Raw genomic sequence first — 20,897 nt, 5'->3', positions numbered from 1 at the left:
ACTGTTTTGTTTATTTTTCTTATCAATAAGCATTTTTAGACAGTTTTTCACCAAAGACTAATAGCACTAGATATTTGATTAGTTATTATAGTCAGACTATACTGCTTTTTTATTTATTTCATAATAATAAATTTTTTTACTCCTAAACGTTCTCCTGACACGAGTACTAAAGTATAAATTCCTTTGGCTAAATCAGCAACATTAATCTGAGTCTGGTTTTGATTCAGTGTTTTAGAACGAATCAACTGACCATTTATATTATAAATTGTTACTTCTGATTCCATGCTATTTCCTTGTTCAACATCTAAAGTAATAATATCTGAAACAGGGTTTGGATATAGCTTTAATAGATGGTTGTTTTCGTAAGAACCTTCAATGCCTAAAGTAAGTGATCCTGATAGTTTAAATTTGTACCCTTCAGTAGAATATCCATTACCACAGTGTAATCGTAAGAAGTATTTACCTGCTGTTGGAATATTGATATTAATAGGTGTACTTCCGATAAGCGCAGCATATGGACTTGCTCCTACAGGGTTTTCAAATTCGTCATAAATAAAAAGTCTGTCATAATTTGTTCCCCAATTAAGAATTTGAATCCATCCGTCTAACGTTAATGAATATTCCCCTGCACTGGCAGCATTAAAAAAATAATAGTCTTCATCGTCTGCTACATTCATAGAGTTATCTACTGAGCGCCATTCGTAGGCTTGATACCATACATCTGCTTCAGAAATCAATTTGGCTGTTGCAAAATTATCGTTGGGCTCATAAATGTCGTTAGCAGGTGTAAATGATGTACTAAAATGATAGGGTGTAGTGTTTGTTGTTGATCCCGCATGAAATCGTAAATAGTAATCTCCTTCATGTGATAAATTCATCTCAATGACTACTGGATCTGTGTCTGTACCACCACCCATCATCCAAGAATAAAAATCGTTACCGCCAGCAAAACCAATTGATTCTCCCGCTGAATTGTAAACAAATAACCTGTCATAATCTGAAGACCAATTGTATAAGGCAGTCCAGTCAACTAGTTCGATTCTTAATATACCTGGTGAATTTATTGACACCTTGTACCAGTCTTCATCACCTTGAATTTCCTCAGTGTTGATTTGTCTCCATTGGAATGCGTTAATCGCACTACCAACAGAAATTGTTGAAGCCGAAGCAAGATTGTCGTTAGGTTCGTATACATCGTCACAATATATTGCAGTAACCTTCATTTCATATTCTTGCATGGTAGCTGTTTCCCAACCCCATTTTTCACCAGAGTGAACGGAAATAGTATAGGTATCAGCTTTACCAACATTAAAGATTAAGCCTTCACTGGCTTCTATCATGTGAAATAGGAAAGGATCTGATTCAGAAGCAAATGAGTTTCCTTTTAAAGGAACACCATTGCTATTATAAACGTAAACTCGATCATAATCTATATCCCAATTGTAAGTTGACTTCCAATTGTCAATATGGATTGTAATTTCTCCTGGTGATACTATAGTTAATTGGTAATTAACAGTACTTGAAGGTTGTTGAACAAAACTATACAACTCTCCAACCTCAATTGTAGTTTGTGCATTTATATCATTATAATTTAGCCCTAATATTATAATGAAAAAACTAAAATTTAGAATTTGTTTTTTGATGTTTGTAAACTTTTTCATCGTATTTATTATTTAGATTAATAATTTTTTTATCTGCTACTAAAAATCTTTTTAATTGTTACTGTAAATGAAATAGTATAAGAAAAATACAATACTTGTATTTAGGTTATTATTTTAATTATAATCAGGTTTAATTTAATGAAACATTTCAAAGGATTCTATGATAGTTGTCAGTTTATAAAAAAAAATAAAGTTTTCTAAATTCTTATATAGTATCATTAACTTGTTTGCTATTTGGGAGTAGAATTAGAATCTCTTAAAAAAGTTGTGTGATAGCCTATATTTGAGTTTAATATTTACAAATTCTAAATAGAAAATAAATATTATTTAGAGTACACGAAAACGCAAACAATTTGCCTATGAAATTGAGTTTTTTTAAACCCAAAACCTATATAGGAAAGTAGATGTTTTAAATTGTAATATTATAAAATTAATTGGTTTTTTATGAAGCTAAAAACTAAATTATCCAATTTCTCCACGATGAGGTTTTAAAGCATCTCTGAAAATTTTCATGTATTTTTCATCAACAGTTATAAATGCAGAAAACAACATTTCGTTTTTTTCTTGAATATCAATTTCATGAAAATTTAGATTTTCTATAGTTGCAAATTCTTTTAAGTGAATACAATGATGTTTTGCTGTTTCCTTTGCATCTGGACCTCTAAAATCCCATAATAATTTTATTTTTCTAGACATTTTAGTGTTTCTTAATGATTGATAAAAATAAACAATTCTCCAGTTTTAAAACTGATTTCTATCTTATTTTTAACAGCTTTGTTTCTTGTGCCAATTCTTTCTCCGAAAGTTAAATTTTCATCATTTAAAGAATATTGTAACCCTCTTGTACTGATGTTTTTTACTTCAGGAAAAGGAACTAAAGAAATTATTTTTTGGTTACAATGTAGTATTTCAGTTTTATTATCCGCTAAAAAATAACGGCTATAGTTATCAAAAAAAGTAAGTTTTAATTTACTTTTCCATTGAATTACTGTGTGTAAGTTTCCTAAAAAGTGATCTTGTTCTTGTCCACTTGCCCCAAAAACGTGTATATTTTTAAAACCTTTTTCAAATAAAATTTGAAGAATTTTATCAAAATCTGTGAAATCTTGATTTGGTGTATGAATTACTTCAATATTTTTTGGTAAGTTTTCTAAAGAATCAAAATCGCCAGAAATAAAATGAGGTTTAATGTTGTTTTTCTCTAAAAATTGATAAGCGCCATCTGTAGCACAAATTAACTCATAATTAGAAAAATCTGGAAGTTTTTTGGGAAATTCACCATTTAAAAGTAAAAAGACAGTTCCTTTATTCATGGATACAAAAATACCCATTTCTTAATTAATGAAATGGGTATTTTAAATCAACTATTTTTTAAAATTATTATTCTCTTTCAAGTAAATGTTTTTTTCCTCCAAAAGTAAGTTCTATAGTTTTTTCAGGTAAATTAAAATCAAAACGAATTCCCATAGCATTATACAAAAAACTATCTTTTTTTATAGCTATTAATTTAAAAATTGGTTGCCCAGTAGCTTGTGCAAATAATATATTATCTTTCTTTGTAAAAGTTACTTTTGCAGGAAATGTTTTACCGCTATAAATACCTAAATAAGCATCTAATTCTTCAGGTTTTAAATTAATTGTGTTTTCTTTTTTTAATGATGAATCATTTTTAAAATATGCTTCTAAAATAGAAATTACTACAGGCATTGTAGATGAGTTTAATCCATTGAAAGTAAAACTCATTGAAATATTTCTCTCCGGAATATACAATGCATATGATTGAAATCCATCTATTTCACCATCGTGACCAAATACTTTTAAACCTTTAAAATCGAATTGCATAATTCCTAAACCTTTTCCTTTTTTTATTGTCATTAAGTTTTTTAACGAAGCTTCGGAAGTTAATTTTTTTGAAAATAAGTTTGTAAAAAAGATGTTTAATTCGGTTGAAGTAGAAACAATTGCTCCAGCTCCCATTGGGGCAGACATGTGGGTTTGTATATCAATTAAATTCCATTTATTTCCCTCAAAATAATAAGCAAGAGCTTCATTGTTTTTTGCTATAATCGGATTTCCGAATTCTGTTCTTTTTAAGTTTAAAGGTTTAATTATTCTAGATTTTAAAATTTCTGAAAATGATTTTTTATCTATCATTTCAGAGATGTAAGAAAGAATTATAAAATTTGTGTTAGAGTATTTTGATTTTTCTTTTGGTTCAAATTGAATTCCGTTTTTTACAAACCTAACAATCATTTTCTCACGAGTTTGTGGTTTTGTAATCCAAGTAGCAATATCTTTATTTTCAGTAATATTTGCTAATCCGCTTTCGTGTCTTAATAAATCTTCAATAGTAATTTTATCTGCATTTTGTATTGCCGGAAAATATTCTTTAAGTAACGTGCTTAGTGTTAGTTTACCTTCATCAATTTGTTGTAGAATAATTGTAGTTGTAAAAATTTTGGTAATGGACCCAATTCTATATTTGGTAAATTTATCTCCAATTGTTTTGTTTTTGATGTTGGAAAAACCAATGTTTTTTTGATAGAACTCAGCTCCGTTTTTAGCTATAGAAATTGTTCCCATAGCTTTGTTCTCTATTTCAAATTTATCAAATAATTTGTCAAGGTTTTTTATTGTGCTTGTTTGTGCTTCAGTAAAAACTGAGCAGATTAATAGTGTAATACATAGTATATTTTTAATCATAATCTATTTTTTAGTGATTTTTAATGACTTGTGTTTATTTGGAATTTTTAATAAGTTATTTTCTTTGTTTTTCAAGTAATTGTCAAAAAAAGAAAGAACAACCTCATTTATTATTTTATAAGCTTCAGAAGGAGCAATAGTTCCAGCTTCATTTAATTTTGGAATATTTATCATTAAAGGAATATCCATAAAACTGGCATGACCAGAATTTATAATTTTAGCGTCATAAAAAACAGAAGTACTTCCTTTTTGATATGCATATTTGTTAAAATTTGGATGTGGAGATTTCCAATCTGAAGAAATATAAAGAAAAGGTTTTGTTAATTTAGTATCAATTATGTTTCCCCATTGTACACCATCAAGATTAATCCCTGCAGAGATTCTATAGTCATCTAATGTTGCTTGTCCTACTGCTGATGCACCTTGTGAATGCCCAAATACACCAATTTTTGAAATGTCTAAATGATTGGCTAAAAAAGTATTTTGATTCCAGTTCTGTAATTCATCAATAACAGAAATAATATCTTTAGACCATCTTTTTGAAATGTCTGCAGCAATATAATTTTTCAAAATATTTTCTGAAGCTAAAAGTTGTTCTTCATCATTTTTAGCATTGTTATAATCTTGCTGACTTTTCCAAGCCATTTCTGCCATTTTTTGAGTGCTCACATACTTTTTGTCATATTCTTGATTGTAGAGTTTTATACTTCCATCAGGAAATAAAGTCCCTGTACTTTCGTATGTGTGATTAATGTTTAAAACAATATAACCTCGACTTACAATTTCTTCAATAATTGCGTAATATCCTGAAGCTTTAGAATAAGAGCCATGAGAGAAAATAAGAACAGGAAACTTTTCATTTGCAATTTTAGGCTTTAAATATGTGTTTGTTTTTATATGATTTAAATACTTAAAAGTAGATTTTGGTAACCCATATTTTGCAGCAAAACTAATTCTATCTCCTTCATTTAAATAAGGCTCTTTATTTTCGTTTTCGATGCTTGCAGGATACCAAACCTTAATCATTAACTCTCTTTTATCATCAGGATTAGAGGTTATAGTTTCTTTTCTGTCTGTTTTTAAATGAATGTATTGAGAACCAATTTTGTATTTTCCAGTTGGTTTTGGTAATTCAAAAATTGGTAAAACTGTTGGAAGGATATAACCAACAATTAATAAGATACTTACACCAATTATTGTAAAACTTTTTTTTAGCCAACTTCCATTAAAAATTGAATATTCTTTATAAAAACAAAAAGCAATTATACATAGTAAAATGTAAATAGGTAGCATTTGCCATCTATAACCTTCAAACAAAAAATGAATAGTTAGTAAACTTAAAATGAGTACTATTTCTACTTTTTTATGAATGCTATTTTTTACTAAAGTGATATAAAAAATTGAAGCTAAAGAAAATATTAGCAGGAATATTTCAAAATATCTCATTAATTATTCCTTTTTCATCCATGTAAGCACAATAATACCTAATCGACCAACAAGGAAAGTAAAAGTTCCTAAAGTAGGAGGTAAGATTCCTCTTTTAATTCCACCAGCTAAAACTGCTGGATGGATATCTCCATTTATAGATTCTAAAGCGTCTAAAGCATTAATTAAACCTAAAATAAATCCAAAGAAACCAAAAACAAGTGCAAATAAACTAATAGCTTTAATGAGTTCTACATTTTTTTGTGAATTTTTTTTAAATCCTTTAGCTACTAAGAAAATAGTAATAATTAGTAAAATAAGTAATGAGACCATAAATGAAGGACCTCCTTCGTTAATTAATTGCATAGTATTTGTTTTAAAACTAGATTCAAATATATTTTTAAAATTCCTTGTAAGATTTTATTTGCGATGGATGAACAATTTCTACTAGGTTTCTACAAAAAGTAGTTTGTTTTTGTAAAAAAAGCACAAATTTTGCTTTTTCGAGACGAAAACATGAATTTCGTCGATATTTATTCTAATAGTTAAACCTTTATTTTTATTTTGTAGCATGCAAAAAAAACAGCTTTTAAACTTTAAAGAAGCGCTAATTCATCTCTTAATTTGGAGTTTAGTTTGGTTTTTCTTTAGAAGTTTTTTTAGTGTAGGTACAGCGAATAAAGAGTTTTTATTTTGGTTTTCTACTTTATTAAGTTTAATAGCTTTAGTAGCTTCTTACGTTTTTGTGTACGATTTAATCCCTAAATATTTATTGACTAATCAATATAGAAAATTTGCTATTTACACTTTCTATTCTGGTGTATTTGTAACTACAGGCGTTTTAATGACTGTTGCTTTTGGTTTTGTTTTTTTCTTCAATTTAGAATATCAAAAAATGCCAGTTTTAATTAAAAGTCCTGCAGTGATTTTAGTCTGTGTGTTGTTAATTGTTGCATTGGCCAGTGCTTTAAAAATATTAAAACATAGCTATAAATCTTTAGAAGAAAAGAAGACTTTAGAAAATAAGTTTTTGCAAACGAAGTTGGAATTAAAAGAACAAGAGTTACGATTTTTAAAGATGCAAATTCATCCACATTTTTTGTTTAATTCTTTAAATACAATTTATGGTTTTGCAATCGCTAAAGCGGATGAAGCTCCTGAAATGATTTTAAAATTATCTAATTTATTAGATTATATTTTATATCAAGTAGAAAAACCAAAAGTACTTTTAGCAGAAGAAATAAATCATTTAGAAGATTATATTTCATTAGAAAAAATGCGTTTTCATGATACTTTACAAGTTAGTTTTAAGATAGAAAATATAAATGATAGTTTGCAAATTTCGCCAATGTTATTAATTCCGTTTGTAGAAAATAGTTTTAAACATGGAGCAATTATTGATGGAGTTTTAAAAGTTGATATCAATCTAAAAATAGAAAATAATAAACTGTTTTTTGAGATAAAAAACTTTTCATCCAAAGAAAAGGATACAGAAAACGGAATAGGTTTAGAGAACATTAAGAAGCGATTGTTAATGTTATACCCAAATAAACATCAGCTTAAAATTGAAGAGACAAGTTTGAGTTTTAAAGTAACTTTAGAAATTGAATTTTAAAAAATAAAAATGAGTAAAATAAATTGTGTAATTGTTGATGATGAGCCAGTTGCTAGAGAAATACTTACTTCTTTTGTGGCTAAAATTCCGAAATTAAAACTGGTTAAAAGTTGTAAAAATGCCATGGAAGCATTTGAAATTTTAAATCAGCAAAAAGTAGATTTATTTTTCTTAGATATTAATATGCCAGATGTTTCTGGACTCTCTTTAGCAAAATCGATTAATAAAAATTCTAAGATTATTTTTACAACTGCGTATAGAGAATATGCAGTTGATGGTTTTGATTTACAAGCGGTAGATTATTTGTTGAAACCAATAGCTTTCGATCGTTTTTTACAAGCTGTAAATAAATTTTTTGAAACTAAAATAGTAACAAAACCCTCTTTAGATATTGAAGAAACATTAGTGAAAAATAATTACATTTTTGTAAGATCAGACCGTAAAATGGTAAAGGTGGTTTTTGATGAAATTCTGTATGTAGAAAGTTTATCAGATTATATTAAAATTTATACAAAAGAAAATGTTTTAGTAACAAGAGAAACTATTTCTAATTTAGAGATGAAATTACCATCGCTACAATTTTTAAGAATCCATAGATCTTATATTATTAATATTGATAAAACAGACTCTTATACAAACGAATTTATTGAAATCAATAAAAACGCAATTCCTATTAGTAGAACTTACAAAGAAAATGTACTAAAAAAGTTAACTGAAATTTAGCCGAAATAGTTTTATCTTTGATGCAAATTTTAAACGTTTGAATACAGCACAATTTATATCGAAATCGGTTAATAAATCAATAGAAAAAGCAAGTTTTACCTGGAAAACACCTAGTAATATTGCCTTAGTAAAATATTGGGGAAAAAGTAACCCTCAAATACCAAAGAACGCTTCTATAAGTTTTACACTAAATAATTGCCATACAATAACTACAATCGATTTTGAACAAAAAGAAAAATCAAAAAATGTAGATTTCGATTTATTTTTTGAAGGAAAACAAAAAGATGCTTTTAAACCAAAAATTGCCGAATTCTTTAAAAGAATACAAGAATATTGCCCTTATATTTTTGAATATAAAATGACAATTAACTCAGAAAATTCTTTTCCACATTCAAGCGGAATTGCTTCTTCTGCAAGTGGTTTAAGTGCTATTGCTATGTGTTTAATGAGTTTAGAATCTGAATTAAATCCTGATTTATCAGAGAAAGAAATCAACAAAAAAGCTTCTTTTTTAGCAAGATTAGGTTCTGGTAGCGCAAGTAGAAGTATAGAGGGACCTTTGGTTGTTTGGGGAAATCATCCAGAAATTGAAGGGAGTTCAGATTTGTTTGGTGTAAAATTTCCTTATAAAGTACATTCCGTTTTTGAGAATTATCAAGATGCAATTTTGTTAGTAGATAAAGGCGAAAAACAAGTTTCTAGCACTGTTGGTCATAATTTAATGCACAATCATCCTTATGCAGAAAGTCGTTTTATTCAGGCAAATGATAATTTAGCCAAAATTTCAGAGATTCTTCAAAATGGAGATATAGAAGCGTTTATCAATTTAGTAGAAAGTGAAGCGCTTACTTTACATGCAATGATGCTAACAAGTAGTCCGTATTTTATATTGATGAAACCAAATACTTTAGAAATTATTAATAACATTTGGAAGTATAGAAATGAAAATGATAGTAATATTTGTTTTACGTTAGATGCAGGTGCAAATGTGCATGTTTTGTATCCTGAGAATGAAAAAGAGAAAGTAAATCAATTTATAGAAAATCAACTGTCTAAATACTGTCAAAAAAATCAGTATATTTGTGATTCTGTGGGTTTTGGAGCAAAAAAAATGTAAAATTCTCAGAATAAAATACTCATAAATGAAAGCTTTTATTAAGTTTGTAGTTGTACTAGTTTTTCTTTTTTCGTTATCTGTTTCTGCCCAAAAAACAACTTGGTTGGATGCTGATTTAAGGGCAACAAATCAATCAAATTCAGTTTACTATAAAGTAACTTCTTCTGATGATAAAAAAGTAGATTACTTTTATAAAAGTGGAAAAATATTTAGAAAAGTAAATTTTAAAAACAGAAAACCAATTGGAGTGTTTTCTGAATTCTATGAAACAGGAGAGTTAAGAGTTTCTGGTAAATATGAAAATGGTTTAGAAGAAGGTGTTTGGAAAACTTATTATAAAAACGGAAAAATTAAGGAAAAAGGAAAATATAAAAAGGGAGAAAAAGTTGGTATTTGGAAGACTTTTTATAAGAATTTTTAATAAGATCTTTTTAACATAATAATTTGTATTTTTGCAGAACTATAAAAAAGAAAAATGAAAGGACCATTATTTTATGCTAAAATTCTTCTCTTTGGAGAATATGGAATCATAAAAGATTCTAAAGGTTTAGCAATTCCGTTTAATGCTTATAGAGGAGCTTTAAAAACTTCTTCAGATTTATCTGATAATCACAAACTTTCTAATCAAAATTTACAACGTTTTTATCTGCATTTAGCTTCGTTAAAAACGGATTTAGTATCTTTTGATTTAAGCGATTTAAAGAAAGATATTGATAACGGAATGTATTTTGATTCTTCAATACCACAAGGTTATGGAGTTGGAAGTTCTGGTGCTTTAGTAGCATCGATCTACGATAAATATGCTAATGATAAAATAACTGTTTTAGAGAATTTAACTAGAGAAAAATTATTAAAATTGAAACAGGTTTTTTCTTTAATGGAATCTTTCTTTCACGGTAAAAGTTCTGGTTTAGACCCTTTAAATAGTTACTTAAGCTTACCGATTTTAATCAACTCTAAAGATAATGTTGAGCCTGCAGGAATTCCTTCTCAACAACAAGGTAAAGGTGCAGTTTTCTTATTAGATTCTGAGCAAATTGGAGAAACAGAACCGATGGTTAACATCTTTATGAATAAGATGAAAAACGAAGGTTTTAGAAAAATGATTAGCGAAGAATTTGCAACTACAACAGATGCTTGTATTGAAGATTTCTTACATGGAAATGTAAAATCTTTGTTTGGAAATGTAAAATCCCTTTCTAAAATTGTTTTAAAGAACTTTAAACCTATGATTCCTGATGCTTTTCACAAAGTTTGGGAAAACGGAATTAAAACAAATGATTACTACTTAAAGCTTTGTGGTTCTGGTGGTGGAGGCTATATTTTAGGCTTCACTGAAGATTATGAAAAAGCTCAAAAAAGTCTTGAAAACTATAAGTTAGAATTGGTTTATAGATTCTAATTTTATGTTGAGCTTTAAATTAAAAAGATTCATTTTTAAATTTTTCAGCTTACTTTCTGTTATAAGAGGCTATAACATTCTTGTTTTGGTGTTGGCTCAGTATTTAGCGGCCATTTTTATTTTTTCACCTAAAAAATATGTTAGAAGTATTGTGCTAGATGTAGATTTATTTTACATCGTTTTGGCAAGTATATGTGTTGTTGCTTCTGGTTATATTATCAATAATTTTTATGATGTTAAAGTTGATAGAATCAATAGACCATTAAAATCTAATTTAGATAATTACGTAAAACAGTCTACTAAGTTAAAGCTATATTTTACTCTAAACTTTATAGGATTTGTTTTTGGGTATTTAATTTCTTGGAAAGCAGCTTTGTTTTTTGCTAGTTATATTTTTGCGATTTGGTTTTACTCACACAAGTTAAAAAAGTATCCTTTTACAGGTTTGGTTTCTGCTACAGTACTTACAATTTTACCCTTCTTTGCAGTATTTGTGTACTATAAAAATTTTTCAAAAATAATTTTTGTGCATGCAGTTTTTCTTTTTTTGGTATTAATGGTTAGAGAATTGCTAAAAGATTTACAGAACATGAAAGGGGCAATCGTGAACGATTATGCTACTTTTCCTGTTTTTTACGGAGAAAAAAAAACAAAACAATTATCAATTTTTTTATTAGTATTAACACTTTTTCCTGTGATAATTTTATTTAGTTATCCTGCATTAAGTTATATGAGATACTATTTCTATTTTGCTTTAATAGTTCTAATTTTCCTAGGGTTTTATTTGTGGAATTCAACAGAAACCAACCAATATAGAATGATGCATAATGTTTTGAAAGTGTTGCTTTTAATCGGTGTTTTTTCTTTAATTTTTATTGATACTTCTCTTATTGTAGAAAAAGTGATACACAGATTGAATTAAGATTTTTTATGCTTATTTTTGCAGAAATTTTAAGTAATGAATTCAAATAAAAACTCGTCGAGAGGACGACAAGAAGGTAAAAAAAGTACTCCTCTAAGCAGAAAAAGAAAACCTTTAGACAGAAAAAGTACTAAAAAAACTTTTACTAAAATTAAACCTATTCAAAAATCTGATGAATCATCAGGAATCCGTTTAAACAAATACATTGCAAATTCTGGAGTATGTTCTCGTAGAGAAGCAGATACTTATATAGAGCATGGAAGTGTAGAGGTAAATGGTAAATTAGTAACAGAAATGGGATACAAAGTTCAGCCTAACGATATTGTTCGTTTTGATGGAACTTCAATTACACCAGAACAAAAAAGATATATTTTACTAAATAAGCCAAAAAACTACATCACCACTATGGATGATGATAGAGGTAGAAAAACAGTGATGGAATTGATTGCAAATGCATCAAAAGAAAGAATATATCCTGTTGGAAGATTAGATAGAAACACTACAGGTTTGTTGTTGTTTACTAATGATGGTGATTTGGCAAAAAAATTAACACATCCAAAACATAATGTTCGTAAATTATATCATGCTTCTTTAGATAAGAAGTTAGAATTAAGAGATTTAGAGAAATTACGAGGAGAAGTTATTATTGAGGGTAGAAAAGTATTTATTGATGCTATTTCTTATGTTGATGGACAACCAAAATCTGAAATTGGAATAGAAATACATTCAGGTAGAAATAGAATTGTTCGTAAGATTTTTGAACACGTTGGTTACAAAGTAAATAAATTAGATCGAGTAATTTTCGCTGAATTAACGAAGAAAAATTTACCAAGAGGAAGATGGAGAGAGCTAACAAGTTTAGAACTTGCCAATCTTCAAAAGATGCAATAGAATAAAAAAAACCAGCTTAATGCTGGTTTTTTTTAGTCTATCTTTCAATCAATTAAAATAATAAATCTATTATGTTGCAAAAAGAGTTTCATTTTATCCAAGAGCATTTAGTTTATATAGATAAAGAAGATATAGATGTTTCTAAAGCAAATGTTGGTTGGCATTTAGATCATTCTTTAAAAGTGGTTAATAGTGTTTGCACAGCGATAAAGAATTCTAATGCAATAGATTATAAGAGAGAGTTTAATTTGTTGCGTTTAATCACTTTTACTTTGGGATTTTTTCCAAGAGGGAAAGCAAAAGCTCCAAAAAGAGTTTTACCACCAGAAGTTGTTTTAAAAGAAGAAATTAAAAGCCAGTTAGAATTGGCATTCTCAAATTTAGAAATGATGAAAGTTTTAGATGAGAATCAATATTTTACGCATCCATTGTTTAAACAGTTAAATAAAAAGCAAACTTTAAAATTTTTAAAATTGCACACCAATCACCATTTAAAGATTGTAAAAGATATTTTGAAATAGTTTAAAGTACAAAAAAACCCAAACTAAAAAGTTTGGGTTTGTAAGTGGTACCTCCAGGAATCGAACCAGGGACACAAGGATTTTCAGTCCTTTGCTCTACCAACTGAGCTAAGGTACCATTGCCTTAGCGGATGCAAATATAAAATGTTTTTTTACATCTGCTAGAGAAAATTTAAAAAAATGTGTTGTATTTTTGAAATTGTCAATAAAAATAAAGATGAATTTAATTATAGATGTTGGTAATACAAGAGTTAAAGCTGCTGTTTTTGAGAAAGATACATTGGTAGAGCTTGTGTTTTTTGATAAAAGAAGAATCTTATCAGAAATAAAAAAAATAGTTAAAAAATATTCAATTTCTAAAGGAATAATGTCAAATGTTGCTTCAATTTCAGATTTGAAGCTTAAAAAATTGCAAAAAATAGTTCAAATAAGATCTATTTCTTCTTCTACAAAGGTTCCTTTTAAGAATCTCTATAAAACACCAAAAACTTTAGGAGTTGATAGAATTGCATTAGTTGCAGGTGCAGTCAGTCAATTTTTGAATAAAAATGTTTTGGTTATAGATGCTGGTACATGTATTACTTTTGATTTTGTAAATTCTAAAGGAGAATATTTAGGTGGCGCAATTTCACCAGGAATAAAAATGAGATTTAATTCTTTAAATTACTTTACAGCAAATCTACCTTTATTAGAAAAAGAAGAGGTTTGTAATTTTATTGGAAGTAGTACAAAAGAAAGCATGAATTCTGGTATAGTTAATGGAGTAATTCAGGAAATTGATGGCATTATCAATCAATATAAAAAGAAATATTATGATTTAACAGTTGTTTTAACAGGAGGAGACACAAATTTCTTGTCAAAACAATTAAAAAGTAGCATATTTGCCAATCAAAATTTTCTCCTACAAGGATTAAATAAAATATTGATATTTAACATAGACAAATGATTAGAAACATTTTATTAGTCTTTTTGCTAATAACTTCTATAGCTGCATCAGCTCAAAGAACAAACTCATCACCATATTCTTTTTTTGGTATTGGAGAAGAATTTAATCCAGTTACTGTAGAGCAAAGTTCAATGGGAGGAATTGGAGTTGCTTTTAGCCATTATAAGTATTTAAATTTCACAAACCCTGCAGCTTACGCAGATTTAAGATACACAACATATTCATTTGGATTGTTAAATAATAGGTTAACAATTGATAATGGTTCAGCAAAGGAAACTTCAAATTCTACTAGTTTAAGCTATTTTACATTAGGAGTTCCTTTAGGCAAGAAAGCAGGTATGTCTGTTGGTATTCAACCAGTTTCAACTGTAGGTTATTCTTTGTTTAATGCTGGTTTAGAAAGTAGTGGAAAAAATACAGAGACTCTTTATTCGGGTAAAGGTGGTGTAAGTAGGGTTTATGGTAGTTTTGGTATAAAGTTAACTAAAGAAATTTCTTTGGGTATAGAAGCAGATTATAGTTTTGGTAACGTTGAGAACAGTATAACTAATAAGATTGAAGACGTATCTTTAGCAACAAAATATAAAGAAAGCACACAAGTTAGAGGAGGTTCTGTAACTATAGGAACTCAATATAAAAAAGAACTAAAAAACAAACTCGTTTTAAGTGGAGGAGCTACTTTTAAAATGGGTAATGATTTAAAAGTAACAGGAGACGATTATTTATATTCTCTTACACTTTCAAGCACTGGTGCTGAATTTGGTAGAGATACAATATCTCAATCTAGTATTATTGGAAATTATAGTTTACCTCTTAAAACTACTTTAGGAGCTGGTTTGGGTAAATATGATAAATGGTATGTTGGTTTAGAATATGAAAACCAAGATGCAATAGCAACAACAGGTTCTTTAAGCACTACTAATGCTGCTTATAAATATGGTGAATCAAATAGGTTTTCTTTAGGTGGATATTATCTTCCTAAAATAAATTCAATATCAAGTTACTGGGAAAGAATTACCTATAGGGCAGGTGTTCGTTTTGAAAAATCAGGTTTATTAGTGGATGGATCAAGTTTAAATACGAATTTTACTCCAATAGACGACTTTGGCATATCTTTTGGTCTAGGTTTACCATTGAAACAATTATCCACAATAAATATGGGTTTTGAATTCGGTAAGAGAGGAACAACTAATAATAACTTAATTCAAGAAAATTATTTTAATTTTAGATTAAGTTTATCTTTGACAGATACTAATTGGTTTCAAAAAAGAAAAATAGATTAACAAAAAACTAACAAAATGAAGAAAATTACGTTTTTACTAGCTGCAATGTTTTTATTAGCTTCAGCAAAAACAAATGCGCAAGATGATGCGAAAAGAGAGTGTACAATTAAGTATAATCTTTTTAAAGGAGATTATCAATCAAAAAAATACGATGAAGCTTATGCTAATTGGATTTATTTAATGGATAATTGTAAGGATCTATCTGTAAATGTTTACAAATTTGGATCAAATTTAGCAGAAGATGTTAGAAAAGACCCTGTTTTAGCTAAAAGAGTTTACGAACAAAGGTTACAGTACTTCCCAACAAAGAATCCAGCAAAAGTTCATAGTGATTATGCTACATATTTGTCAAAAAATAAATTAGCTTCTGATGATGAAATTTTCTTAATTTTAGAAAAAGGATATAATATTGACCCAACTAAAATGGGAGTAAAAAATTTATATGTATACTTTCAAGGAGTAACTGATAGAAATAAAGACACAAATCCTCAAAAAGTTTTTGATACTTATGATGATGTTTTAGAATCGGTAAGTGAAAAATTAGAAGGTTATGCAAAAAAATTAGTTCCTTTATCGGATTCAACAAAGGTTTTAGATAAAAGAGAAAAAAGTTTAAAGAGAGCATATTCTATAAATTCAAAAGCTTTAGGAACTGTAGAAGGAGGATTAGATGCAATAATTTCTGAAATAGCTACTTGTGAAAGATTAGTACCATTATATAAAAGAGATTTTGAAGCTAATAAATCAAATTCAGTTTGGTTAAGAAGAGCAGTGTCTAGAATGTTTAACAAAGGTTGTCAAGACGACCCGATGTATGAAACATTAGCAAAAGCATATGCAGAAGCAGCACCTTCTCCAGATTCAAAATCATTTTATGCAGGTATTTTAGAGAAAAATGGAGATGCTAGTGGAGCAGCTGCAATGAGACAAGAAGCATTTGACTTAGAAACTGACCCATTAAAGAAATCAAAATATAAATTAAAATTTGCTCAAGCAGCGAAGAAAAGAGGTCAAAAAAGTAAAGCAAGAAGTTTAGCTAGAGAAGCAATTAGTTTTAACCCAAATTCAGGTAAAGCGTATTTATTTATTGCAAACTTATATGCTGGTAGTGCAAACTCTTGTGGTAAAAGTGAATTTGAAAAAAGAATGGTGTATGTTGCAGCTTTAAGAATGGCGCAAAGAGCATCGTCTGTAGATCCAAGTATTTCTGGAGTTGCAGGAAAATATATAAGAAGTTATAAAGGAAACGTACCAAGTAAAAAAGTAATTTTTACTGCAGGTGTTACTCCTGGTAGCAGTTATTCAATAAAATGTTGGATTGGAGAAACTGTAAGAGTTCCTAATTAATATTTAGTGAGTAGCTCTAAAAATATATTACACAAAAGCATTACTGTTCTTTTTATAACAGTAATGCTTTTTTCTTGCTCTAATAATACGCAAGAAGTTAGAGATTTTTTGGCCTCAAAGAATTTGCCAATTGGTGTTGCAAAGGACGCATTTCATGTATATAAAGATTCTGGGAGAATAACATCAAAACTAATTACTCCTTTATTACGTGATTTTAGTAATAGAAAGCAACACCCTTATAATGAGTTTCCAAAAGGAATAAAAATTATAAATTTTGAAGGAAAAGATTCTGTTACAATAACAGGTAATTATGCATTGTCATATTCTAAAACATCAATTTCAGAAATTACTGGTAATGTTGTTGTGCTAAATCACAAAGAACAATCTAAACTAGAAACAGAGCACTTGCTTTGGGATCAAAACACAAAATATTTTTTTTCAGAAGCAGCATTTACCTTAACTACTTTAAAAGATACTATTTATGGAGTAGGGTTTGAAAGTAAGGAAGATTTGAGTATGCATCTAGCAAAAAAAACAACAGGAAAATTAGAAACAACAGAATAAAAATAAGATGAATAAACTTTGGAAATTCTTTCAGTATGGCTATTTAATTGTAGCAATAATCTGTTTAATAGAGGGTATTGTTAGATGGAGTGAAGACAGAGAAAAGGCTTATATGTTTCTTGGTGCTGCAATTTTTATTACCTTAGTTTTTTTCTTTAAAAGGCATTTTAGAAAAAAAGTAGAAAAAAGAAACAACTTAAATAAATAGATTGTTTATTTCTTAATGGAAATTGAAGCTATAATTATATTGATCTCAATTATACTTTCCGCATTTTTTTCGGGAATGGAGATTGCTTTTGTTTCAGCCAATAAACTTCATATTGAGTTAGAAAAAAAACGAGAAGGTTTCATTCCGAAAATTCTGAATAGAATTACTCAAAAATCATCAAAATTTATTACCACAATGTTGGTGGGTAATAATATCTCTTTGGTAATTTATAGTTATTATATGGGAAGTTTCTTAGTTAAGATACTTCCATTAGATAGTTATAATGATTTTTCTGTTCTTTTAATTCAGACAATTATATCAACCATAATTATATTAATAACAGCAGAGTTTTTACCAAAGGCTATTTTTAGAGTTTACGCAAATGAGGTGTTAAAATTATTTGCTGTTCCTGCCTATATTTTCTATGTATTGTTTCATTTTATTTCTGAGTTTATCACTTTTATTTCAGATTTCTTTCTGCGTGTTTTCTTTAAAACAAATGCAGATGAAGAACAAACCGAATTTAGTAAAGAAGAATTAGGAAACTATATATCAGAGCAATTAGAAACTGGTAATGATGATGATGAAGTGGATTCTGAGATTCAAATTTTTCAAAATGCATTAGATTTTCATAATGTAAAAGCCAGAGAAGTGATGGTTCCTAGAACCGAAATTGTAGCAGTAGAGTTGCATGAAAGAGTAACTAATTTAAAAAATATTTTTATAGATACAGGTTTGTCTAAAGTTCTAGTATATAAAACCTCGTTAGATGATGTAATTGGTTATGTAAATGCTTTTGAGTTATTTAAAAAACCTAAGAGTATAAAGTCTATTTTATTGCCTGTAGAAGTTGTGCCAGAATCTATGATGATAAATGATGTTTTAAATAGTTTAATGAAAAAACGCAAAAGTGTTGCTGTTGTTGTTGATGAATATGGAGGAACATCTGGTATGATCACTGTAGAAGATATTGTAGAAGAATTATTTGGCGAAATTGAAGATGAACATGATACTCAAGAGTTTTTAGAAAAGAAATTGTCAGAAAATGAATTTAATTTTTCTGCAAGAATAGAAGTAGATTATTTGAATGAAGAATATGAGCTAGGTATCCCAAAATCTGAAGCTTATGAAACTTTAGGAGGATTTATTATTGAGCATACAGAGAATATTCCTGAAGAAAATGAAGTAGTTGATATTGAGGGTTTTGAAATTAGAATCTTAAAAATGAGTAGCGCTAAAATTGAAGAAGTGCACTTAAAAATAAAAGAAGAAGAAGTTTAAAACGAATCTATTCATTTTCAGTGATTAAAATACACTTTCACTTACTATTAATAAGTAAAAAATCGGTTGCAATATTAAAACCCAAATCGTATATTCGCCAACTGAAATAAAATAAACGACGTATGGCAGTTTTATCAAAAATTAGAGAACGTTCAATGTTCTTAATCATTATAATTGGTTTAGCACTTTTTGCTTTTGTATTAGATCCATCTACTTTAGGTGATTTTTTCAATTCAAGTAAAGTTAACGAAATAGGTGAAATAAATGGAGAATCTATCTCTAGACAAGAGTTTGCTGCAGAATTAGAAGCATATAAGCAACAAGCTGGTAATAGAGTTTCTGAAATGCAAGCAAGTAAAACTGTTTGGGATAATATGGTTAGAAAAAAAATCTACCAAAATCAATTATCAGAAGCAGGAATTACTGTTGGTGAAGCAGATGTTTGGGCAGAAGTTATAAACGCTCCTTCAGTAAATAGTAATCCTCAATTTCAAAATGAAGCAGGTTTATTTGATGAAGCAAAATTCAAACAATTTTTAGCTGATACTAAAGAAAACAATCCACAAATGTGGGGAGCTTGGTCTAATTATATGAATCAAATTAGAGACAATGCAGAAAGAAATACATATAATAACTTAGTTACTGCAGGTCTTGGTTCTTCTTTAAAAGAAGGAGAATTTCAGTATTTTACAGATAACACGAAATTAAATGCGCAGTTTGTATATGTACCTTATACTTCTATAGCAGACAGTTTAGTTTCTGTTTCTAAAGAAGAAATAGCTTCTTATATTAAAGAAAACTCAAATGATTTTAAAGTAGAAGAATCTAGAGATATCTCTTATGTAAAGTTTGATATTACTGCAACTGAAGAAGATGAAAATGCAATTAAAGCTGAATTATATGGGATTATTGAAGACTTTAAAAATATTACTAATGATGTAGAGTTTTTAAGTGAAAATGATTCTGATACAAGCATTGATGATAATTTTAAATTTGAAAATGCAGTTAATAAAACTGTAGCTTCAGCTATTTTTAGTGGAGTTAAAGGAGATGTTTTTGGACCTTATAAAGATCAAGGATTTTTTAAAATATCAAAAATTACATCAGTTGCAAAAATGCCAGATTCTGCAAAAGCAAGTCATATTTTAATTCCTTTTATTGGTGCACAAAGAGTTGCTCCAGATGTTACTAGAACTGAAGATGAAGCTAAAAAATTAGCAGATAGCCTTTTAAATGTGGTGAAAAGAAGAGGAAGTAAGTTTGCAAGTTTAGCTAAAGAATTCTCTTCTGATAAAGGTTCTGCAGAAAAAGGAGGGACTTATGATTGGTTTAACTATAATAGAATGACTCCTGCTTTTAGAGATTTCGCTTTTGAAGGTAAAAAAGGAGATATAGGAGTTGTTAAAACACCATTTGGTTTTCATGTAATTAAAGTAGATGGACAAAAGAATAATCAAACGGTTGTAAAATTAGCAACTTTTGGTAGAAAAATAGTAGCTTCTGAAACTACAGAGAATGCAGTTTTTCAAAAAGCAGAACAATTTGCTTTAGCTACATCTAAAGACAAAAAGTTTTTTGCAATAGCTAAAGAGAACAAATATGTAACTAAGCCTGCTATTGGTTTAAAAGTTTTAGATGAAAATGTTCCTGGTTTAGGAAATGAAAGACAAATTGTTTCTTGGGCTTTTGGGAATGATACAAAACCTGGAGATTTTAAACGTTTTGATTTAGAAGGAAGTCATGTTGTAGCTTTTGTAACGGCTAAAACTGAAAAAGGATTAATGTCTGCAGCAAAAGCAACAAATAGAGTTAAACCTACTTTAATTAATGAAAAGAAAGCAAAATTAATTGCTGATAAATTTAATGGAAGTGCTTTACAGGATATTGCAAAAGAAAATAATACTTCTGTTAGAAATGGTAATGGAGTTACTTTAAAAAGTCCAACATTATCAGGAGCTGGTTCTGAACCTAAAGTGGTAGGTGCGATGTTTAATGCAGAATTAAATAAAGTTTATAAAAACATAGAAGGTAATAGAGGTGTGTATGCTTTTACAGTAACTAATAAAGAGTTGCCAACTGCTTTACCAAATTATGAGGCTGCTAGAAAATCTATTTCTGACGCTAGAAAAAACAAAACATTTGTAATGTATGAAGCTATTAAAAAAGCTTCTGAGATTGAAGATAACAGGTCAAGCTTATACGTAGGAAACTAAGTTAAGTTTTATAAAATATTAAAACCGTTCAAATTTTTTGAACGGTTTTTTTATGCTCTAATTTAAGGTAACTGA

21 protein-coding genes and 1 tRNA gene are annotated in these 20,897 nt (G+C 28.4%); 15 read left to right on the top strand and 7 right to left on the bottom strand.

The genetic code is table 11. From position 1 onward, the window contains the following. Positions 1 to 113: 113 nt before the first annotated feature. The 6 genes from PHEL85_RS08400 to PHEL85_RS08375 all read right to left on the bottom strand — a co-directional run bounded on the left by PHEL85_RS08400 (position 114) and on the right by PHEL85_RS08375 (position 6,155). A complete protein-coding gene (locus tag PHEL85_RS08400) occupies positions 114 to 1,661 on the bottom strand; it encodes a T9SS type A sorting domain-containing protein (protein ID WP_036823885.1) in 1,548 nt (515 codons plus the stop codon). Between the two features lie 462 nt (positions 1,662 to 2,123). Further along, entirely contained in the window at positions 2,124 to 2,357 is a 234-nt protein-coding gene (locus tag PHEL85_RS08395) for a hypothetical protein (RefSeq protein WP_036823883.1), read from the bottom strand. An 11-nt stretch (positions 2,358 to 2,368) separates the two neighbouring features. Then, positions 2,369 to 2,992: a thiamine diphosphokinase gene (locus PHEL85_RS08390; RefSeq protein ID WP_235318252.1), complete on the bottom strand. Its 624-nt coding sequence runs from the start codon at positions 2,990 to 2,992 to the stop codon at positions 2,369 to 2,371. A 49-nt stretch (positions 2,993 to 3,041) separates the two neighbouring features. Then, on the bottom strand, positions 3,042 to 4,364 hold the full coding sequence (locus PHEL85_RS08385) for a serine hydrolase domain-containing protein (RefSeq protein WP_036823879.1): 1,323 nt from the start codon (positions 4,362 to 4,364) through the stop codon (positions 3,042 to 3,044). A 3-nt stretch (positions 4,365 to 4,367) separates the two neighbouring features. Beyond that, positions 4,368 to 5,810, bottom strand: a complete 1,443-nt coding sequence (locus PHEL85_RS08380) for an alpha/beta hydrolase family protein (protein WP_036823878.1) — start codon at positions 5,808 to 5,810, stop codon at positions 4,368 to 4,370. A gap of 3 nt (positions 5,811 to 5,813) precedes the next feature. Then, positions 5,814 to 6,155 (bottom strand): MotA/TolQ/ExbB proton channel family protein, encoded by a 342-nt coding sequence (locus PHEL85_RS08375; protein WP_036823876.1) that lies wholly within the window; start codon positions 6,153 to 6,155, stop codon positions 5,814 to 5,816. Between the two features lie 205 nt (positions 6,156 to 6,360). On the opposite strand from PHEL85_RS08375, the gene PHEL85_RS08370 reads away from it, so the two are divergent. The 8 genes from PHEL85_RS08370 to PHEL85_RS08335 all read left to right on the top strand — a co-directional run bounded on the left by PHEL85_RS08370 (position 6,361) and on the right by PHEL85_RS08335 (position 12,980). After that, positions 6,361 to 7,404 (top strand): sensor histidine kinase, encoded by a 1,044-nt coding sequence (locus PHEL85_RS08370; protein ID WP_036823875.1) that lies wholly within the window; start codon positions 6,361 to 6,363, stop codon positions 7,402 to 7,404. A gap of 9 nt (positions 7,405 to 7,413) precedes the next feature. Further along, the gene (locus tag PHEL85_RS08365) at positions 7,414 to 8,127 is read left to right on the top strand and encodes a LytR/AlgR family response regulator transcription factor (protein WP_036823872.1); all 714 of its coding nucleotides are present in this window, start codon (positions 7,414 to 7,416) and stop codon (positions 8,125 to 8,127) included. Positions 8,128 to 8,164: 37 nt separating this feature from the next. Continuing rightward, the gene (locus PHEL85_RS08360; protein WP_036823870.1) at positions 8,165 to 9,244 is read left to right on the top strand and encodes a diphosphomevalonate/mevalonate 3,5-bisphosphate decarboxylase family protein; all 1,080 of its coding nucleotides are present in this window, start codon (positions 8,165 to 8,167) and stop codon (positions 9,242 to 9,244) included. A gap of 25 nt (positions 9,245 to 9,269) precedes the next feature. Next, positions 9,270 to 9,665, top strand: coding sequence for a toxin-antitoxin system YwqK family antitoxin (locus PHEL85_RS17340; RefSeq protein WP_052108508.1), 396 nt, complete (start codon positions 9,270 to 9,272; stop codon positions 9,663 to 9,665). 54 nt (positions 9,666 to 9,719) lie between these two features. Next, on the top strand, positions 9,720 to 10,646 hold the full coding sequence (locus tag PHEL85_RS08350) for a mevalonate kinase (RefSeq protein ID WP_036823862.1): 927 nt from the start codon (positions 9,720 to 9,722) through the stop codon (positions 10,644 to 10,646). A 4-nt stretch (positions 10,647 to 10,650) separates the two neighbouring features. Beyond that, positions 10,651 to 11,568, top strand: a complete 918-nt coding sequence (locus PHEL85_RS08345) for a geranylgeranylglycerol-phosphate geranylgeranyltransferase (protein ID WP_036823857.1) — start codon at positions 10,651 to 10,653, stop codon at positions 11,566 to 11,568. A gap of 36 nt (positions 11,569 to 11,604) precedes the next feature. Next, positions 11,605 to 12,459 carry a pseudouridine synthase gene (locus PHEL85_RS08340; RefSeq protein ID WP_036823855.1) on the top strand — a complete coding sequence of 285 codons (855 nt, stop codon included), beginning with the start codon at positions 11,605 to 11,607 and terminating at the stop codon, positions 12,457 to 12,459. 71 nt (positions 12,460 to 12,530) lie between these two features. Further along, positions 12,531 to 12,980 (top strand): hypothetical protein, encoded by a 450-nt coding sequence (locus PHEL85_RS08335; protein WP_036823854.1) that lies wholly within the window; start codon positions 12,531 to 12,533, stop codon positions 12,978 to 12,980. A 45-nt stretch (positions 12,981 to 13,025) separates the two neighbouring features. On the opposite strand, the gene PHEL85_RS08330 is transcribed toward PHEL85_RS08335, so the two are convergent. Further along, positions 13,026 to 13,098 (bottom strand) — tRNA-Phe (locus PHEL85_RS08330). Positions 13,099 to 13,197: 99 nt separating this feature from the next. Here PHEL85_RS08330 and PHEL85_RS08325 point away from each other — a divergent pair. From PHEL85_RS08325 to PHEL85_RS08295, 7 genes are all read left to right on the top strand, one after another. Continuing rightward, positions 13,198 to 13,926 (top strand): type III pantothenate kinase, encoded by a 729-nt coding sequence (locus PHEL85_RS08325; protein WP_036826053.1) that lies wholly within the window; start codon positions 13,198 to 13,200, stop codon positions 13,924 to 13,926. Beyond that, positions 13,923 to 15,209, top strand: a complete 1,287-nt coding sequence (locus PHEL85_RS08320) for a membrane protein (RefSeq protein ID WP_036823841.1) — start codon at positions 13,923 to 13,925, stop codon at positions 15,207 to 15,209. Before PHEL85_RS08325 ends, PHEL85_RS08320 begins: the two co-directional genes overlap by 4 nt. A 15-nt stretch (positions 15,210 to 15,224) precedes the next feature. After that, entirely contained in the window at positions 15,225 to 16,556 is a 1,332-nt protein-coding gene (locus PHEL85_RS08315; RefSeq protein ID WP_036823839.1) for a tetratricopeptide repeat protein, read from the top strand. Between the two features lie 6 nt (positions 16,557 to 16,562). After that, positions 16,563 to 17,120, top strand: a complete 558-nt coding sequence (lptC, locus tag PHEL85_RS08310) for an LPS export ABC transporter periplasmic protein LptC (RefSeq protein WP_036823837.1) — start codon at positions 16,563 to 16,565, stop codon at positions 17,118 to 17,120. Between the two features lie 7 nt (positions 17,121 to 17,127). Next, positions 17,128 to 17,328, top strand: a complete 201-nt coding sequence (locus tag PHEL85_RS08305; protein ID WP_036823834.1) for a membrane protein — start codon at positions 17,128 to 17,130, stop codon at positions 17,326 to 17,328. Between the two features lie 15 nt (positions 17,329 to 17,343). Beyond that, complete coding sequence (locus tag PHEL85_RS08300; protein ID WP_081965102.1) at positions 17,344 to 18,609, top strand: hemolysin family protein; 1,266 nt, start codon at positions 17,344 to 17,346, stop codon at positions 18,607 to 18,609. A 122-nt stretch (positions 18,610 to 18,731) separates the two neighbouring features. Further along, positions 18,732 to 20,822, top strand: coding sequence for a peptidylprolyl isomerase (locus PHEL85_RS08295; RefSeq protein WP_036823828.1), 2,091 nt, complete (start codon positions 18,732 to 18,734; stop codon positions 20,820 to 20,822). The last annotated feature ends 75 nt before the right edge of the window (positions 20,823 to 20,897 follow it).

The sequence above is a fragment of the Polaribacter sp. Hel1_85 genome (genome assembly GCF_000766795.1).
In the GTDB taxonomy this organism is placed as follows: Bacteria; Bacteroidota; Bacteroidia; order Flavobacteriales; family Flavobacteriaceae; genus Polaribacter.
Note: the sequence above shows the minus strand (reverse complement) of the source record. Positions and strands in the feature narration are given on the sequence as shown.

Excerpts from the sequence above, each read along its gene's own strand:
- PHEL85_RS08400 (WP_036823885.1), bottom strand. The coding sequence starts at position 1,661 with ATGAAAAAGTTTACAAACATCAAAAAACAAATTCTAAATTTTAGTTTT.
- PHEL85_RS08395 (WP_036823883.1), bottom strand. The coding sequence starts at position 2,357 with ATGTCTAGAAAAATAAAATTATTATGGGATTTTAGAGGTCCAGATGCA.
- PHEL85_RS08390 (WP_235318252.1), bottom strand. The coding sequence starts at position 2,992 with ATGGGTATTTTTGTATCCATGAATAAAGGAACTGTCTTTTTACTTTTA.
- PHEL85_RS08385 (WP_036823879.1), bottom strand. The coding sequence starts at position 4,364 with ATGATTAAAAATATACTATGTATTACACTATTAATCTGCTCAGTTTTT.
- PHEL85_RS08380 (WP_036823878.1), bottom strand. The coding sequence starts at position 5,810 with ATGAGATATTTTGAAATATTCCTGCTAATATTTTCTTTAGCTTCAATT.
- PHEL85_RS08375 (WP_036823876.1), bottom strand. The coding sequence starts at position 6,155 with ATGCAATTAATTAACGAAGGAGGTCCTTCATTTATGGTCTCATTACTT.
- PHEL85_RS08370 (WP_036823875.1), top strand. The coding sequence starts at position 6,361 with ATGCAAAAAAAACAGCTTTTAAACTTTAAAGAAGCGCTAATTCATCTC.
- PHEL85_RS08365 (WP_036823872.1), top strand. The coding sequence starts at position 7,414 with ATGAGTAAAATAAATTGTGTAATTGTTGATGATGAGCCAGTTGCTAGA.
- PHEL85_RS17340 (WP_052108508.1), top strand. The coding sequence starts at position 9,270 with ATGAAAGCTTTTATTAAGTTTGTAGTTGTACTAGTTTTTCTTTTTTCG.
- PHEL85_RS08350 (WP_036823862.1), top strand. The coding sequence starts at position 9,720 with ATGAAAGGACCATTATTTTATGCTAAAATTCTTCTCTTTGGAGAATAT.
- PHEL85_RS08345 (WP_036823857.1), top strand. The coding sequence starts at position 10,651 with ATGTTGAGCTTTAAATTAAAAAGATTCATTTTTAAATTTTTCAGCTTA.
- PHEL85_RS08340 (WP_036823855.1), top strand. The coding sequence starts at position 11,605 with ATGAATTCAAATAAAAACTCGTCGAGAGGACGACAAGAAGGTAAAAAA.
- PHEL85_RS08335 (WP_036823854.1), top strand. The coding sequence starts at position 12,531 with ATGTTGCAAAAAGAGTTTCATTTTATCCAAGAGCATTTAGTTTATATA.
- PHEL85_RS08325 (WP_036826053.1), top strand. The coding sequence starts at position 13,198 with ATGAATTTAATTATAGATGTTGGTAATACAAGAGTTAAAGCTGCTGTT.
- PHEL85_RS08320 (WP_036823841.1), top strand. The coding sequence starts at position 13,923 with ATGATTAGAAACATTTTATTAGTCTTTTTGCTAATAACTTCTATAGCT.
- PHEL85_RS08315 (WP_036823839.1), top strand. The coding sequence starts at position 15,225 with ATGAAGAAAATTACGTTTTTACTAGCTGCAATGTTTTTATTAGCTTCA.
- PHEL85_RS08305 (WP_036823834.1), top strand. The coding sequence starts at position 17,128 with ATGAATAAACTTTGGAAATTCTTTCAGTATGGCTATTTAATTGTAGCA.
- PHEL85_RS08300 (WP_081965102.1), top strand. The coding sequence starts at position 17,344 with ATGGAAATTGAAGCTATAATTATATTGATCTCAATTATACTTTCCGCA.
- PHEL85_RS08295 (WP_036823828.1), top strand. The coding sequence starts at position 18,732 with ATGGCAGTTTTATCAAAAATTAGAGAACGTTCAATGTTCTTAATCATT.